General features: G+C 57.3%; 13 protein-coding genes. 3 read left to right on the forward strand and 10 right to left on the reverse strand.

Going from position 1 to position 13,900, the window contains the following annotated elements; translation table 11 throughout:
- Entirely contained in the window at positions 1-2,070 is a 2,070-nt protein-coding gene (locus AC1RKG_RS17225; protein ID WP_493183516.1) for an alpha-amylase, read from the reverse strand.
- A 186-nt stretch (positions 2,071-2,256) separates the two neighbouring features.
- On the opposite strand from AC1RKG_RS17225, the gene AC1RKG_RS17230 reads away from it, so the two are divergent.
- Together AC1RKG_RS17230 and AC1RKG_RS17235 are read left to right on the forward strand one after the other, a co-directional pair.
- Positions 2,257-2,505: a CopG family ribbon-helix-helix protein gene (locus tag AC1RKG_RS17230; protein WP_012004528.1), complete on the forward strand. Its 249-nt coding sequence runs from the start codon at positions 2,257-2,259 to the stop codon at positions 2,503-2,505.
- Positions 2,495-2,782, forward strand: coding sequence for a type II toxin-antitoxin system RelE/ParE family toxin (locus tag AC1RKG_RS17235; protein ID WP_493183517.1), 288 nt, complete (start codon positions 2,495-2,497; stop codon positions 2,780-2,782). Before AC1RKG_RS17230 ends, AC1RKG_RS17235 begins: the two co-directional genes overlap by 11 nt.
- A 47-nt stretch (positions 2,783-2,829) precedes the next feature.
- Here the strand turns inward: AC1RKG_RS17235 and ghrB are convergent, their stop codons facing one another.
- The 8 genes from ghrB to AC1RKG_RS17275 all read right to left on the reverse strand — a co-directional run bounded on the left by ghrB (position 2,830) and on the right by AC1RKG_RS17275 (position 10,341).
- On the reverse strand, positions 2,830-3,804 hold the full coding sequence (gene ghrB / locus AC1RKG_RS17240) for a glyoxylate/hydroxypyruvate reductase GhrB (RefSeq protein WP_128864791.1): 975 nt from the start codon (positions 3,802-3,804) through the stop codon (positions 2,830-2,832).
- Between the two features lie 166 nt (positions 3,805-3,970).
- Entirely contained in the window at positions 3,971-5,239 is a 1,269-nt protein-coding gene (locus AC1RKG_RS17245) for an MFS transporter (protein ID WP_020824654.1), read from the reverse strand.
- A 109-nt stretch (positions 5,240-5,348) separates the two neighbouring features.
- Positions 5,349-6,308: a sugar kinase gene (locus tag AC1RKG_RS17250; protein WP_046374822.1), complete on the reverse strand. Its 960-nt coding sequence runs from the start codon at positions 6,306-6,308 to the stop codon at positions 5,349-5,351.
- Positions 6,309-6,313: 5 nt separating this feature from the next.
- Positions 6,314-7,066, reverse strand: coding sequence for a sugar phosphate isomerase/epimerase family protein (locus AC1RKG_RS17255; RefSeq protein ID WP_493183518.1), 753 nt, complete (start codon positions 7,064-7,066; stop codon positions 6,314-6,316).
- Positions 7,067-7,251: 185 nt separating this feature from the next.
- Positions 7,252-8,286 carry a LacI family DNA-binding transcriptional regulator gene (locus AC1RKG_RS17260; RefSeq protein ID WP_020824657.1) on the reverse strand — a complete coding sequence of 345 codons (1,035 nt, stop codon included), beginning with the start codon at positions 8,284-8,286 and terminating at the stop codon, positions 7,252-7,254.
- 128 nt (positions 8,287-8,414) lie between these two features.
- Positions 8,415-9,077: an OmpA family lipoprotein gene (locus AC1RKG_RS17265; protein ID WP_020824658.1), complete on the reverse strand. Its 663-nt coding sequence runs from the start codon at positions 9,075-9,077 to the stop codon at positions 8,415-8,417.
- Positions 9,078-9,343: 266 nt separating this feature from the next.
- The gene (locus AC1RKG_RS17270) at positions 9,344-9,778 is read right to left on the reverse strand and encodes an N-acetyltransferase (RefSeq protein WP_170868541.1); all 435 of its coding nucleotides are present in this window, start codon (positions 9,776-9,778) and stop codon (positions 9,344-9,346) included.
- A complete protein-coding gene (locus tag AC1RKG_RS17275) occupies positions 9,775-10,341 on the reverse strand; it encodes a DNA-3-methyladenine glycosylase I (protein WP_020824660.1) in 567 nt (188 codons plus the stop codon). Before AC1RKG_RS17275 ends, AC1RKG_RS17270 begins: the two co-directional genes overlap by 4 nt.
- 197 nt (positions 10,342-10,538) lie before the next feature.
- Here AC1RKG_RS17275 and AC1RKG_RS17280 point away from each other — a divergent pair, with 197 nt between their 5' ends.
- Positions 10,539-12,527: an autotransporter outer membrane beta-barrel domain-containing protein gene (locus AC1RKG_RS17280; protein ID WP_493183519.1), complete on the forward strand. Its 1,989-nt coding sequence runs from the start codon at positions 10,539-10,541 to the stop codon at positions 12,525-12,527.
- Positions 12,528-12,545: 18 nt separating this feature from the next.
- On the opposite strand, the gene AC1RKG_RS17285 is transcribed toward AC1RKG_RS17280, so the two are convergent.
- Positions 12,546-13,886, reverse strand: a complete 1,341-nt coding sequence (locus AC1RKG_RS17285; RefSeq protein WP_401424044.1) for an MFS transporter — start codon at positions 13,884-13,886, stop codon at positions 12,546-12,548.
- Between the last annotated feature and the right edge of the window lie 14 nt (positions 13,887-13,900).

The following is a 13,900-nucleotide window of genomic DNA, read 5'->3' on the forward strand; positions in this document are numbered from 1 at the left end:
TTATTGTGACCGATCGCCGACCCAGGCCACTATCACTTTATCGTCGCCGAGCCGACGGCTGAAAGCATAGTAGTGTGCCGTTTGCTGCGACTGCTGTGTGCCGGCACCGATCGCCGGGTGACGAGCGCGGAATTGACCCAGCCGCTGCCAGTGTGCCAACAGAGGAGCTTTGCTACCCTGCAACTCGGCCCAGTTCATATCGGAACGGGTACCCTGCAACGGATCTGAGCCGGTAGGGCCTAGATCACGGCCACTTTCATCGCCGTAGTAAATCTGCACCGCACCGGGTGCCAACAGCAACAGATCGGCAGCGCGCTGCTGCAGCGTTAGCGACCCTTTAGCATCGCTGGCAAAGAACAGCCGGGTATCGTGCGAGGAGATGTAGCTCAACACGTTGAAATCCTGCAGCTTGTCGGCCATCTGTCGGTAGGTGGCATCGATGTTGGAGAAGCAAGCCAAGGCCTGGGAAGCCTGATCCTGGAAGTCAAAATTGATCATCGCGTCGAAGCCGTTCTGGTAATAGTCGCTTTTCATCACGCCATGGCCCCAGGCTTCGCCGGTCATCCAGAAAGGAGCATCATCCAGCGCCTGTTGTGGATGGGCGGCTTTCCACTCTGCCAGAGCTGCGGTGGCGCGCTGTTTCAATAGCGCCAGCGTTGGTTTTTCTACGTGCTTGGCGGTGTCGACGCGAAAACCGTCAATGCCATAGTCACGTACCCACTGGCTAAGCCAGGTGGTCAGGTAGTCGCGTGTGGTGGCGCCGGGAATCTCCCGCGCAGCGGTATCGGGTTTATGGCGGTAAAACAGGGGCAGACCACTGGCTCCGGGCGCTTCAGTTTTGATGTCCGGAAGGAAAGCCAGCGACATGGTGAGATCGTTATAGCCGGGTGGATCGTAGTCACCGATATCGGTACGGATCCAGTTTTTGCCCCACCATGAACTCCAGCCCGCTTTATCGCTGAAGTTGATGTAATCGTTGAAGCTGTGCCAGTTTTGACCTGGGCCTGGTCGCCAGTCGCCCCAATGTTTACCCAACGTTTTTTCGATTTCTCCCTCCTTCAGATACAGCGAGCCGAATTGGAAGGTCTGCATATCTGCCAGCGTGGCGTAGCCGACGTGATTCACTACCACGTCAAACAGAATGCGGATACCGCGTTGGTGCGCCTGATCGACCAGCGTGCGCAGGTCTTGCTCGCTGCCCATATTGGCATCGAGTCGGGTCCAGTCCAGCGCGTAATAGCCGTGGTAAGCGTAATGCGGGAAGTCTCCTTTGGTGCCGCCGCCGACCCAACCGTGGATTTGCTCCAGCGGCGAACTGATCCACAGCGCATTGACGCCAAGCTGTTGCAAATAATCCAGTTTGTTCGTCAGGCCAGCCAGATCGCCGCCGTGGAAGGTGCCGATCTCCTGCATGCCGTCGCTGCGGCGTCCGTAGCTATGGTCGTTGGCCGGGTTGCCGTTCTCAAAGCGATCGGTAAGGGCAAAATACACCGTGGCGTTGTGCCAATTGAAGGGCGCCGGTTTTTCGCTATCGGCAGATTCCAACAACAGCAATCCACCGCTACCGACGGCGGGTTGCAGGGTGATTTTTCCCTGGCTGACCTTTGCCGTTTGGCCTGAATAGAAATCGCGTACCAATTCGCCTTCGTCAAAGGTTGCCGCGACGTCAAGGGTGATCGGTTTACCGTCCCAGCGTTGGCAGGTGCGCGTGGCGGCGGCAGTGGCGATTTCCGCTGCGGTTTTCAGACTGAGTTGTAACGTCGGCGTGCCGCTGCGCGTGTCGATGCGCACCTGATATTCCCCGGTGCGGAACAGCCGCCAGTTAACCGGCGGGTTATCGCCGCAGGGTTGCAGTGACAACGTCTGGTTCAGTTTGACCGGCGCAGTTGGCTGCCAGCATTGCTGGTCTTGGTAAATTTTCAGCGGCAGTTCGCCTTTGGGCAGCGTGGCGTGGCTGGTGAACAAGCCGTCGGCGGAAGTACCGTCAAAGGCTGGGAAGCTTTGCAGCGTCCAGTTTGCCATTGCCGCAGGCGACAGCAGCATCAGCAGGGGAAGGGGCAGGCGTTTCATGGCTCTCCTTACGCGTGGCAGGAAGCGTTTTTATCGTAGGGTAACGCCCAGTGTGACGAACGATGAAAAAATAGCCTCATCCCGGCGCGAGATTTTCGGGGAGGAGAAGGCAGGGGGAGGTGAGGCTGTTATCCGGTGATTTTTTAATCTATATTACAATGTATACATTGTAGTGTGAGGTGATCTATGAGCGTGATGTCCGTTCGACTATCGGAAGATCTCAGTGAGCAGCTCGAAGCTTTGGCCAAAGCGACCGGCAGGACTAAATCGTTTTTGGCCGGGCAGGCCATCCGAGATTTTATTAACCGTGAAGCCTGGCAAATTGCTGAAACTCAGCAGGCAATTATTGAGGCGGATCAGGGAGATTTTGTTTCTGACGATGAAATGGAAGCCCGCTTCAAGAAGATGGGGGTGATTGTTAACGATGAAAATTAAATGGCTAAGGAAAGCCGCAAGCAATTTTGATGACGAATATGATTTGTTTTATCAAGAGAGTCCTCAGGTTGCGACAGAGTTTGCCAGGGAGGTTTTTCGCTTAGTGAATTTGCTGGTTTCAAACCCGGCCCTCGGCAGGGCAGGCAGGGTGATGGGCACCCGGGAAATTGTGATGAAAACCTTCCCGTACCTGATCCCGTACAGAATTAAAAACAATGAAATACATATCCTGAGAATATTTCATATGCGCAGGCGTCCGCCCAAAAGGTGTTGGTGATTTTGCATGGATGCCAGTTTCTTGCTTACTGGCACCCATGAAAGTTACTACTTCAGTAGCTGCGGGTTAACGCAGTTTTCTGTGACCTTGCCGGTCAGCGCGGCGATCAGGTTGTCCACGGCGCAGGCGGCCATGCCATAACGGGTCTCATGGGTCGCAGAACCGATATGCGGCAGCGCTACTACGTTCGGCAACGTCAACAGCGGTGAAGATACCGGCAGCGGTTCCTGTTCGAACACGTCCAGCCCGGCGGCATGAATAGTGCCGTTTTTCAGCGCCTCAACCAGTGCCGCTTCATCCACCACCGGACCACGGCCGGCGTTGATCAGAATACCGCTCTTTTTCATCTTCGCCAGTTGGTCACGGCTGATCATATGGAAAGTTTCGTCGGTCAGCGGTAGCGTAATGCAGATGAAATCGGATTCGGCCAACAGGGTATCCAGGTCACAGCGGCGGGCATTAAAACGCTGCTCTGCTTCTTCATGAGTGCGGCGGGCGTTATACAGCACCGGCATGCCGAAGCCGAAATGAGCGCGTTGCGCCAGCGCCAGACCAATACGACCCATGCCGAGGATGCCGATAGTTTTGTGGTGCACGTCAACGCCAAACCAGTCTGCCCCAATGCTGCCTTGCCATTCGCCGGCCTTCACTCGTTCGGCTACTTCTACCACGCGACGAGCTGTCGCCAAAACCAGGCTCATGATGGTGTCGGCGACGGTTTCAGTCAGCACGGTTGGGGTGTGCATCAGCAGCACGTTATGGGCATTAAGCGCGTCAACGTCGAAATTATCGTAACCGACGGAAATGGTTGAAGCCGCGCGCAGTTTGGGGGCCTGCTGCAAGAAAGCCTCATCAATTTTGCCGCCGGAACCGATGATCCCTTCTGCCTGTTGCAGCGCCTGGCGCAACTCATCGCGGTTTTCCGGGTTTAGCCCGTTGAAGGCATGCACGGTGAAGTGCTGTTCCAGTCGTTCACGCAGATCGGTGGGAATGCTTTTGTATAACACGATAGAAGGCTTCATCACTTACTCCAGCAATACCCTTCGTCTTTCAGACTGCAGCGTTGTTAACTGCTCGAACTTCCCCCAGTGACTTACTTAAGTCAGCGCCTGGGGGAAGTTCGTTTGTCGCCTGGCTGCAGCCTGAAATCCATTGGGTATATTCAACAAAAAATAAATTATAACGAGACTAAGCCAGTTGTGGGTGAGCCTCGTTGCGAGCGGGCTTGACGATCAGCGTCACCACCACGGCCACCAGCAGCGCAATGGCCATAAACATATACGAAGCTGCCGGGCTGCCGGTTGCGCCGTTGAGGTAACCGACGAACCAGGAACCGAAGAAGGAACCCAGCGCACCCATGCTGTTGATCAATGCCATGGCACCGCCGGCGACGTTTTTCGGCAGCATCTCGGGAATGATGGCGAAGAACGGCCCGTAAGGGGCGTACATTGCCGCACCGGCAATCACCAGCAGGGCATAAGAGATCCAGAAATGGTTGGCGCCTACGGCATAAGAACCAAAGAACGCCAGCGCGCCAATCAGCAGCAGTGGCCAGACGAACAGCTTACGGTTTTGCATTTTGTCCGAAGCCCAGGACACCAGGATCATGGCAATGGTCGCCGCCAGGTAAGGCACCGCCGACAGCCAGCCGGCCTCCACCATGCCCATTTCCATGCCGCTGCGCAGGATAGAAGGCAACCACAGCACGAAGCCATACACGCCAATGCTCCAGGCGAAGTACTGGACGCAAAGCAGGATCACGTTGCGTGAGCGGAAGGCTTCGCTGTAGTTACGCACCGCCTTGATGCCTTTCTGCTCTTCTTCCAACTGCTGCTGCAGGGCCAGCTTTTCGTCATCGCTTAACCATTTGGCCTGCGCCGGTTTGTCTTTGACCAGCACCCACCAACAGAAGGCCCAGATCACCGCCGGAATGCCTTCAAAGATGAACATTTCACGCCAGCCGTAGGCATGGATCAGGTAGCCGGAAACCACCGACATCCACAGCACGGTGACGGGGTTACCGAGGATCAGGAAGGTATTGGCACGCGAACGTTCGGACTTGGTGAACCAGTTGCTGATGTAAATCAGCATTGCCGGCATCACCGCGGCTTCCACCACGCCGAGGATAAAACGGATGGCCGCCAGCATCGGGATATTGCTAACCATGCCGGTCAGCGAGGCGCAGGCGCCCCACAGGATCAGGCACCAGAAAATCAGTTTTTTAACGCTGCGGCGTTCGGCATAGATCGCCCCCGGGATTTGGAAAAAGAAATAGCCGAGGAAAAACAGCGCGCCCAGCAGCGATGACATGCCTTTGGTGATGCCCAGATCGTCATTGATGCCAGCCGCCGAGGCAAAGCTGAAGTTGGCTCGGTCGAGATAGGCCAGGCTGTAGGTGATAAACACGATGGGCATGATGTACCACCAGCGTTTAGCCGCGATAGTCGCTTTGGTCATGTTCAGATTCCTTCAGTGGTGTCGTGGTGCTCTCCCGGCGGATCTGGTTGTAGGGCCAGAGACATCAGCCGTTCGGAGAAGGCTATTAACTGATATTGTTTTGTTATATTTATTCAGCCAGTGCCGCGCGGGTCGGCAACCCTTCGCTGTCACCGATGGCCTGAATGGCCAGCGAGCCGATTTTATTGCCGCGTTGCACCGCCTGTTTCAGCGTTTTGCCTTCCAGCAGGGCGCTGATGGTCCCGACGGCAAAGCCGTCTCCTGCACCTACGGTATCCACCACATTGCTGACTTTGATTGCGGCTACCGCCGCCTGATCGCCCGCTGCGGTTTTAAACCAGGCGCCGTCCGGGCCGGTTTTAATGATCACCGCCTGTACGCCGCGCTCCAGATAAAAATCGGCAATCCCTTCCGGTGTCGACTGGCCGGTAAGAATTTGCCCTTCTTTCAGCCCCGGCAGCACCCAGTCGGCGGCAAACGCCAGCTTGTTCAGCTGCTCGATCATCACCTGTTGGCTGGACCACAACACCGGGCGCAGATTGGGGTCAAATGAAATGGTTTTGCCCATCGCCCGCATCTCGCGCGCCGCGTGGTTGCACAGCGCCAGCGATTGACCGGACAGCGCTGCCGCCACGCCGCTCAGGTGCAGGTGGCGTGCGGAACCAAAGTAATCGCGGTTGAAGTCGTCGACCGACAGGTGGCTGGCCGCCGAGCCTTTGCGGAAATACTCCACACTGGGATCGGTACCATCGGAGGTTTTAGATTTGATCTGAAAACCGGTCGGATAATTAGCATCCACCGTCACTTGCTGGGCGTTGATGCCTTCTTTTTTCAACTGCTGCAGGGTGAAGCGGCCGAAAGTGTCGTTGCCGACGCGGCTGACCCAGCCGACGTTCAGCCCCAGACGAGCCAGGCCGATTGCGACGTTCAGCTCGGCGCCGGCAATGCGTTTGGTGAAGTTGTCCACTTCCGCCAGATCGCCGGTTTGGGTTGCCACGAACATCGCCATGGCTTCACCCAGAGTGACGACGTCCAGTTGCGCGCGATGCGCGGTAGTCAGCGTTGTCATGATGTTTACTCCGCGCGCAAAAGGTTAACGTAGTAGCGGGTCACGTCTTCCAGACTGTCACCTTGCAGTGGGAATTCAATGCCGCGTGGTGCGTCCAGCGGCAGGCGAGTCAGCAGATCGCGCCATTTGCCATCGCTGTCATCCAGCGCCACGGCACGCCAGCCTTTCAGGCTATGAGTTGCGGCTTTAACGTGAACGTAGCTGACGTGGCGGGCCAGGCGATCGGCGGCGGCGAAGGCGTCTTGCCCCACCCAGTGCCAGTTGGCCATGTCGAACGTCATGCTGACCGGCAGACGGTTATCTTCTGCGGCGTGGAAAAAGGCGTTGAGCAGCGACAAAATCCCGCAGTCAGGCGTTTGATCGTTCTCGACCACCAGGCTGACCGGATGTTGCTCCAGTGCCACTTTCAGTTCGGTAAAGTCGAAGCCCGGCTGGTAATGTCCAAGCGAGAGTTTCAACTGACGCGCGTTCAGCGTTTGGGCTTCCGCCAGCAGTGCCGGCAGGTTCGGGTTGAGCGTATGTTGTGGAGTGAACAGAGCCTCAGGCGCAGAGTAAACGGCAAACAGCTGCTGTTGTTCGATGGCCTGAGCCAGTGCCGGCAGGTTTTCCAGCTCCTGGGCAGAAAACAGTTCGCGGCGGATCTCTACACCGTCGGCGCCGGCATCGGCAATGATCGGCAATAATGCGGCCTGGCCGCCGAGCTGTTGGACGGTATCGGTGCCGTAGGCACCGGTCACCACGATAATTTCTCTTGTCATTTTTTGCTCCTGAGGTGGCGTTATCCCACCGCTGCTGTTAACCACACGTTAAATGGTACCGGTTCCAGGCGAAAGCGACAGAGTGTAAAAATATGATCGCAATCACGAACATGAGCAAAAAATAGTCTGAGGAGGATGTGGCTGGGGCGCCGTATGTCGCGCCCTGAGCGGGAAAGAAGGGGGGATTATCGGGTGGTGGAACCGCGCACGATCAGTTCACCGGGGAACATCTGCTCGCTGATGGGGGTATCCAGACCCTGAATGCGTTGCACCAGTTGTTCTAGCGCGGCGTGGCCCATCTGATAGGTCGGCTGTTTCAGCGTGGTGATGCCTACGCCGGCCAGTTCGGCCCATTCCAGTTCGTCAAAGCCCAGCAGGCCGATATCGCTGCCCCATTGGATACCCAGTCGACGCATGGCGCGCGCTACCTGCAGGGTCAGGGCACCGTTGGCGGAAATCACCGCTTTGCGCATGCCGCGATGGCGAGTATTGAAGTCGCCGAGCACCCCTTCCAGCAGCTTGACGTCGTTCAGCGGAACTTCGGCCTGTTCTGCCAACAGACCGGCATGTTGCGCCATGGTTTGGTTAAACGCGTGCAGCCGCTCCAGGCGGGTATTGACCGTGCCAATGGGCTCGCTGAGAAACAAAATGGCTTCGAAACCCTGTTGCAGCAGGTGTTCCGTGGCGGTCGTCGCGGCCTCGTGGTTGTTGAGGCCCACCACATCGCAGGCGAAATCATGAATTTTTCGGTCGATCAGTACCATCGGCAGCATGGATTGTTGCAGCGTCGATAACGCCTCTTCGCGCATACCGACGGCGTTGACCACAATGCCCTCTACCCGGTAGCTGCTGAGCAGTTGCAGGTAGTGCTGTTCCTGATTGACTTCGTTGTTGGTGTTACACACCAGCAGGGTAAAGCCGTGCTGACGGCAGGCGGCTTCGATGCCGCGCATCACGTCCACCGAATAGGGGTTGGTTATATCGGCGATGATCAGGCCAATCAGCCGCGTCTGTCCGCCTTTCAGGCTCCGCGCCATCTGGCTTGGGCGGTAGTCGAGCTGGAGGATAGCCTGCTCGATGCGCTGTTTGAGATCGTCAGAAAGCAGGTGCTGCTCACCATTCAAGTAGCGCGATACGCTGGTTTTACCGGTCTTGGCGGTTTTCGCCACATCGCTGATGGTGGCCCGCCCCGAGGCGCGTATTGCCTTAACACTGCTCACAACCGATCTCCCCTGAGGTTAATTGCCAAGGAGACTATCACACAGAATGTATAGCCGGGAATGTTGAATGGGATAAGGGAAGAGGATCGACAGGATAAAAATGGCGGGGCATTGTGCCCCGCTCGGGATTATTGCAGCGGGCTGAGGGTGATCTCGACGCGACGGTTTTGCGCCTTGCCTTCTGCCGTGCTGTTGGAGGCGATCGGATTATCCGGACCTGCCCCGGTGGTGCGAATGCGGTTAGCCGCCACGCCCTGGGTGATTAACGCGCTGCCAACGCCGTCGGCACGCTGCTGCGACAGGGTCATGTTCAGTGAACGGGAGCCGGTGCTGTCGGTGTAGCCGACCACGTTAACCGCCGTTTTCGGGTATTCCTTCAGTACCATGGCAACGCCGGTCAGGGTGTTGGCACCCGCCGGTTTCAGGGTGGCGCTGCTGCTGTCAAAGGTGACATTGTTCGGCATGTTCAGCACGATATTGTCGCCCTGACGGGTAACGCTGACGCCGGTGCCTTTCATTTTGTCGCGTAGCTTGGCTTCCTGCACGTCCATGTAATAGCCGGCACCACCGCCCAATGCTGCACCTGCCGCTGCGCCGATCAGTGCGCCTTTGCCGCGGTCTTTTTTCGACGAGGACAGCACGCCAACGCCGGCACCCAGCGCGGCGCCCAGGCCTGCGCCAATCCCGGATTTACCGGCTTCGGATTCCCCGGTGTACGGGTTGGTGGTACAGGCTGACAGCGTGAGCGCCACGCTCACCGCGCCGGCAATAATCGCAATGCGTTTTTTCATCTTTTTTCCTTTGTGGCATCAGAATCTGGGTGCGCCAATCCAATTGGGGGCGCTAAAAAACCGTTGTCGGCATGCCAAGACGTGCCGAGGCGCTACTATGACGCGGATACTTTCCGGCAGTTCCGGAAAAAAACGTGACAAAATATAAGCGGATAACGGGCTTGAGCCTGTTATCCGGCAAAAAGCGAGGGAATACCATGCAGCGGATTCTGAATTGAACGCATCCCGGTGCGGGATGCGCCTTTTTTAGCCGGAAGTGACAAGATTTAAACTGCGGACGGCCAGTTCATGATTAAGGTATAGGCCTGAGTTTCTTCGTTAAACAGACGCTGCGTCACCTGAAACCCCAGCTTGTGGTAGAACGCGCAGGCGCGCAGGTTTTGCTCATACACCTCCAGGCTTAGCTGGGGATAGCGCTGTTGTACGTGCGCCATCAGCGCCTGTCCTACGCCATGGCCGTGAAAGGCCTGTTCAACGAACAGTGCGCCAATAAAGCGTTGATCCAACACGCTGATAAACCCGACGATTTCCCCTTGATGCCAATAGGCCCAGCTTTGCGCTCGCGGCAGATAGTTTTCCCGCACCAGCGTCGCGCTTTCTTGCCAGTAGCTTTCCTTGACGAACGGATGCGCAGCAATGGTGCTCGGCAACCACAAGGCCATTAACCGCTCCATATCTGCCGGGTGGCAGGGGCGGATCACTGCGGCTTTGGGTAGCAGAGGCATCCTGTGAGATGATCGTTCACCAGCCCGCTGGCCTGCATAAAGGCGTAACAGGTGGTGGAGCCGATAAATTTGAAGCCGCGTTTTTTCAGTGCCTTGGACATCGCGTCCGAGCGTTCGGTTTTCGCCGGCACCTGGTTCAGTTGCTGCCAACTGTTGAGCTGCGGTTCGCCGTCGACAAATGACCAAATGAAAGTGACAAAATCTTCCCCGGCCGCTTCCATGGCCAGATAGGCTTTGGCATTGGCGATGATGGCTTCAATTTTGCCCCGGTGGCGGATAATGCCGCTGTCTTGCAACAGCGCGGCTATCTCTTGTTCATCGATAGCGGCCACGCGCAGCGGATCAAAATTGTGGAAGGCGCGCCGGTAATTCTCACGCTTTTTCAGCACGGTGATCCAGGACAGCCCGGCCTGCTGGCCTTCAAGGCATAGCATTTCAAACAGCTCGCGCGCATCGGTGGTTGGTGCGCCCCATTCCTTGTCGTGATACTCGAGATATAACGGATCCGCCGTCACCCAACCGCAACGTTCATTGGCCATACTGACTGTCCTTGTGCTGTGTTTATTTACAGTAATCATTACCTGAAGTGGTGAACTTGGCAAGCCCCTGATTGTTTTATCATCAGTCGGCTTGACGTGGGGGAAAAGCCAGCAATATTTACTAGATGGCCGGCAGGTAAAAAGGCCAATGATAAAAACGTATTTTCCTTCATTTGCTGGCTCTCAGGAGTCTATTCATGCCTCTTAAAATAACCTGTCTGCCCCGCCCGGCGGTGCTTGCAGTGGCGATATTATGCAGTATGACGACCCCGGTGCTGGCTTATGACCAACTCTACGTCTTCGGTGACAGTCTGAGCGATACCGGCAACAATGGCCGCTTTACCTACGACAGCAATAAACATCTGTTATACGACGAAGTACTGGCGCAACGCATCGGCGCGGCGTTAGTGGCTTCGGACGATGGTGGCAATAACTACGCCGCCGGCGGGGGCGTGGCGGTGCCGGCGCTCAACCCGGCGGACAATACGCAGGATCAGGTGCAGAGCTACCTCGGTCAGGTCAATGGACGGGCTGACGGCGATGGCCTGTATATACACTGGATTGGCGGCAACGACCTGGCGGCGGCGGCATTAAACCCGACGACCGCGCCGGGCGTAGCCTACAACAGCGCAGCGGCGGCGGCCGCGCAGGTTCATTCATTGCTGAATGCCGGTGCCGGTACGGTGATCGTGCCGACGGTGCCGAATATTGGTTCCACGCCGCAGTTGATGGAGCTGATCATCCAGCAGGCGTTGACGCCGGTGCAAAACGCAGCGGTTCAGGCGGCCTACGCCACCCTGAATTCGCTGGCCACGCCGGATAACGCTTCGCGTACCGAGGCTATCCACCAGGCCCTGACGGCGGCAGCGGCGCAGGGCAGCGCGATCCCCCAGGTGCAGCAGGCGATTGCCGCACAGCTGATTGCTGCTTATGACAGCCTCAGCGCGCAGGCGGCACAACTGACCGATTTCTATAACCAAAGCGAAGACCACCTGCTGGCGCAGGGGGGCGGGAACATCGTCCGGGTTGACGTGAACAAACTGTTTGGCGAGGCGATTGCCAACCCGGCGCAGTTTGGCTTTACCAATACCGCAGGCATGGCCTGTCCGCCGGGCGTCTCCTCTGCGGTGTGTCGTTCTACCATGCCGGGTTTTGATAGCAGCCAGGCCTACCTGTTCGCCGACCATTTCCACCCCAGCCCGCAGGCGCATCTGTTGATTGCCGATTACATTCAGGCGGTGCTCGATGGTCCTGCGCAGGTGGTGGCGCTGAATCAGGCGACGGCGGCCATGGCGCGTGACAGCCGTGCTACCCTCGACAGCCGTTTTCAACAGCTGCGCAGTGGCGAAAACCCGCAAGGATCGCTGGGCGTGTTCGGAGGCTATGCCGGGCAACACTATGATTATTCTTCCAATCTGGCGGCGAGCGACGGCAATGCCACTACTCATAATCTGACGGTAGGGGTGGATTACCAGTTGACCGACGGCTGGCTGATCGGCGCGCTGATTTCCGGCTCCAATGACGATCAACAGCCCTCCAGCCGCTACGACTACAAAGCGCGTGGCCTGCTATTTTCCGCCTTTACCGCTCTTGAGCTGTTTGAAAACGGTTGGGTGAATGCCGATTTGCACTATGCGACGATGAATTACGATGATATTCGCCGCAGCATGCAGCTTGGGGCGTTAGCCCGTACCGAGACCGGCAGCACCGACGGCAAGCAATGGGGAGCGCGGATCACCGCCGGTTACGACTTCCCAGTCACCTCTTACCTGACCACCGGACCGATGGCACAGTTTGCCTGGGATTACAGCAACGTCTCCGGTTACAGCGAAGACGGCAATGACAGCACCGCCATGCGCTTTAACGATCAGACCTACCATTCGCAGATCGGTGCGTTAGGTTGGCGGTTGGACAGCAAGTTCGGCCTGTTTAATCCCTATGCCGAGGTGAGCTATCAGCGTCAGTTTGGTGATGACGTTTACCGTGCCGGCGGTGGCCTGAAGTCCACGCAGACTTCGTTCACTCGCGACAGCGCCAGCCAGGATAAAAACTGGGTGGATGTGACGCTGGGGGCGAATATGCCGTTGACCGATCAGGTGGCGGCGTTCGCCACCGTTTCTCAGACCGGCGGCCTGAGCAGTGGCGAACAGTTTATGTATAACGTCGGGGTCAGCGCCCGCTTTTGAGTGCCGATGCCCGATCGCTTAGGGGGCCGTTTGCTGCATACCTGGGCGGTTGGGCAGCGCGATATCTGCCATAATCTTTTTTTCCGGCTGTAGCAGCGTCATGCACAGCATGCTGCAGAAAGACACCACGGCGGTGGCGAAGAACATGGCGCCATAGCCGTGATGCTGTGCCAGCCAACCACTCAGCATCGGCGCGGTGATCGAGGCAATATTGGCGATCGCCAGCGTCATGCCGCTGTAAGCCCCCACCGAAGCTTTCGGCGTGACGTCTATCACCACCGACCAATACACGTTATTGACCAGCGCATTCAGCGCATTGCCCAGCGTCATCAACAAAATGATTTCGGTCGGCGTGCTCATAAAGGGGATCAAGACGAAGCAGGTGGCGGTCAGCAACAAGGTGACTGCCGCAAACAGGTTGCGCGCCAGCCGCAAGTTGCCAAAGCGTTTCAACAGCGCATCGGCGATGCGGCCGCCGAGCAGCACGGTGAAGCAGGCACCGCTCCACGGGATCATCGCCACGTACCACAGCGAATGCAGATCGTAGTTAAAAGTATCCTGCAGGTATTTGGGGCCCCAGGTCACCAATACAAAGGTGACGTAAAGGAATGAGAAGTAACCCAGCGCGTTAAACACCAGCGTGCGGTTGGTGAAAAACGCCCACCATGGCAGAGGTGCTTGTGCGTTATCGGCTTCCTGATCGGCGCTGATGATGGCCAATTCGGCGGCGTTGACTTCAGGATGCTCCTGCGGCGTGTCGGTGAAGAAACGGGCAAACAGCAAAATGGCGATCAGCGAAAACAGGCCCAGCAGCATGAACATGCTGCGCCAGTCATCGGTCAATAGCAGTAACCCCACGGCCAGCGGCGCGGTCAGCAGCGAACCCACCTGGGTGCTCAGCAACCCGATACCCAGCGAAAAGCCACGCTCTTTGCGCGGCGCCCAGTTGGCGATGGTTTTATTCATCAGCGCGTAGGCCGGACCTTCGGCAAAGCCGAACATGATCCGCAGTGCGGCAAACCCCATAATGGCGGAACCGCCGAACAGCGCCACGCCCAGTTCGCCAGCCCAGGCGGTCGCAATTTCCAGCAGCGACCATAGCGCCCCGGCGATCAGCCAGACTTTTTTGGTGCCGATACGGTCGGCCAGAAAACCGCCGCACAGCGAACCGAACAAATAGCCAAAGCCAAAATAGCCCAGCACGGCGCCCAGCTGCGCCTTGTTGAAGTTGAATTCATGGGAGATATCGTTGGCGGCGAAGGACAGTGCGCCGCGATCGACGTAGTTGATCAGTGCAATGAAGAACACCATGGCGAAAATGCGGTAACGATAGCGGCTGTCGGTTAAGGCGGTTGTCATCAGCGAATCTCCTG

Source organism: Serratia sp. GW822-FHT06D09 (assembly GCF_058799515.1).